Genomic DNA, 1,612 nt, shown 5'->3' on the forward strand with positions numbered 1-1,612 from the left:
TCAGCTTGTTATTTAACCTCTGGCCTCGAACGACGGGTCGCACACCGTCACTCACCTGGGGATTCGCCGGACAGGCGGACGGCCCTCGCATGATCCTGCGTTCCGCCACGGAAACAGCCCCATACGAAGGCCGCAGAGGTGAGTGTGCTGGATCAGGATGCCCAGTGGGACGCGTTCGACTTCACGTCACACTTCCGGGAAGACCTGTACGCGTGCCTGACCCGGCGGGGTGACACCCTGTTCGAGATCACGGACGCGCTGCTCTGCGAGAACGGGCCGGTGACCTCGCCGGTGGACCTGACGCTGCTGGCCGAGCACCGTCGTGGTCACGGCGCCCTGTACGACGCGCTGAACTGCGGCCGCATCGACGCGACCGGGCTGCGGCATGCACTGGCGATGCTGCCGCAGCCCAAGGCGGCCGACAACCGGCTGGTCCTCGCGGTCGACGTGACCAACTGGCTGCGGCCGGACGCCCGGTGCAGCTCCGACCGGCTGTTCTGCCACGTCTACGGACGCTCGGGACGCTCCAGCGACCAGTTCATCCCCGGCTGGCCGTACTCGTTCGTCGCCGCGCTGGAGACGGGCCGCACCTCCTGGTGCCAGCTGCTGGACGCGGTCCGGCTCGGCCCCGACGACGACGTCGCCGAGGTCACCGCCGGCCAGGTCCGCCGCGTCGTGGCCGACCTGATCGACGGCGGACAGTGGGAGCCGGGCGACCCGGACGTCCTGGTCGTCTTCGATGCCGGCTACGACGCCCCGCGCATGGCCTACCTTCTTGCCGGACTGCCCGTCGAGGTGCTCGGCCGGATGCGCACGGACCGCGTGATGCGACGGCCGGCGCCCACGCTCAAGGAGTACGCCGCGGCCTATCCCCAGGGCGGTCGGCCGCCGAAGCATGGCAAGGAGTTCCGCTTCGCCAAACCCGACACCTGGGGAGAGCCCGATGCCGCGACGGTGCAGGTCACCGACCGGTACGGCACCGCGCAGGCCATGGCCTGGGACCGCATCCACCCGAGGCTCACCACCCGCTCCGCATGGATCAACCACGAGGGCGAACTCCCCATCATCGAGGGCACGTTGATCCGCCTGGAGGTTGACCACTTGCCCGGCGGCCAGGACCCGCTGCCGGTCTGGCTGTGGTCCTCGAAGACCGGCATGACCAGCTGCGATGTCGACCTGCGCTGGCAGACGTTCCTGCGCAGGTTCGACCTGGAACACACCTTCCGCATGCTCAAGCAGACGCTCGGCTGGACCCGTCCGAAGCTACGGAGCCCCGAGGCGGCGGACCGGTGGACGTGGCTCGTGATCGCCGCCCACACCCAGCTCCGCCTCACCCGCGAGGCCGCCACCGATCTCCGCCGACCCTGGGAGAAGCCGACCGAACCCGCCCGGCTCACCCCCGCGCGAGTCCGCCGGGGGTTTCGGAACCTCCGCCCGCACCTGCACTGCCCAGCCCGTGCGCCGAAACCCACAACACCCGGACCAGGGCGCCCAGTTGGGTCGAAGAATCGTCACCCGGCCACCCGCCATGACGTGGGCAAAACGACCAGGCGCCCCCAGACCATCGCCGAACGTAATCGTCTCAAAGCTCGCAAAGGTTAAATAACAAGCT

General features: G+C 69.2%; 1 protein-coding gene. It reads left to right on the forward strand.

Annotated features, from left to right (window positions below; genetic code table 11):
* Positions 1 to 138 precede the first annotated feature (138 nt).
* Positions 139 to 1,602 (forward strand): NF041680 family putative transposase, encoded by a 1,464-nt coding sequence (locus ACZ7GZ_RS43315; protein ID WP_471033354.1) that lies wholly within the window; start codon positions 139 to 141, stop codon positions 1,600 to 1,602.
* The last annotated feature ends 10 nt before the right edge of the window (positions 1,603 to 1,612 follow it).

Source organism: Streptomyces sp. NPDC037288 (assembly GCF_055603265.1).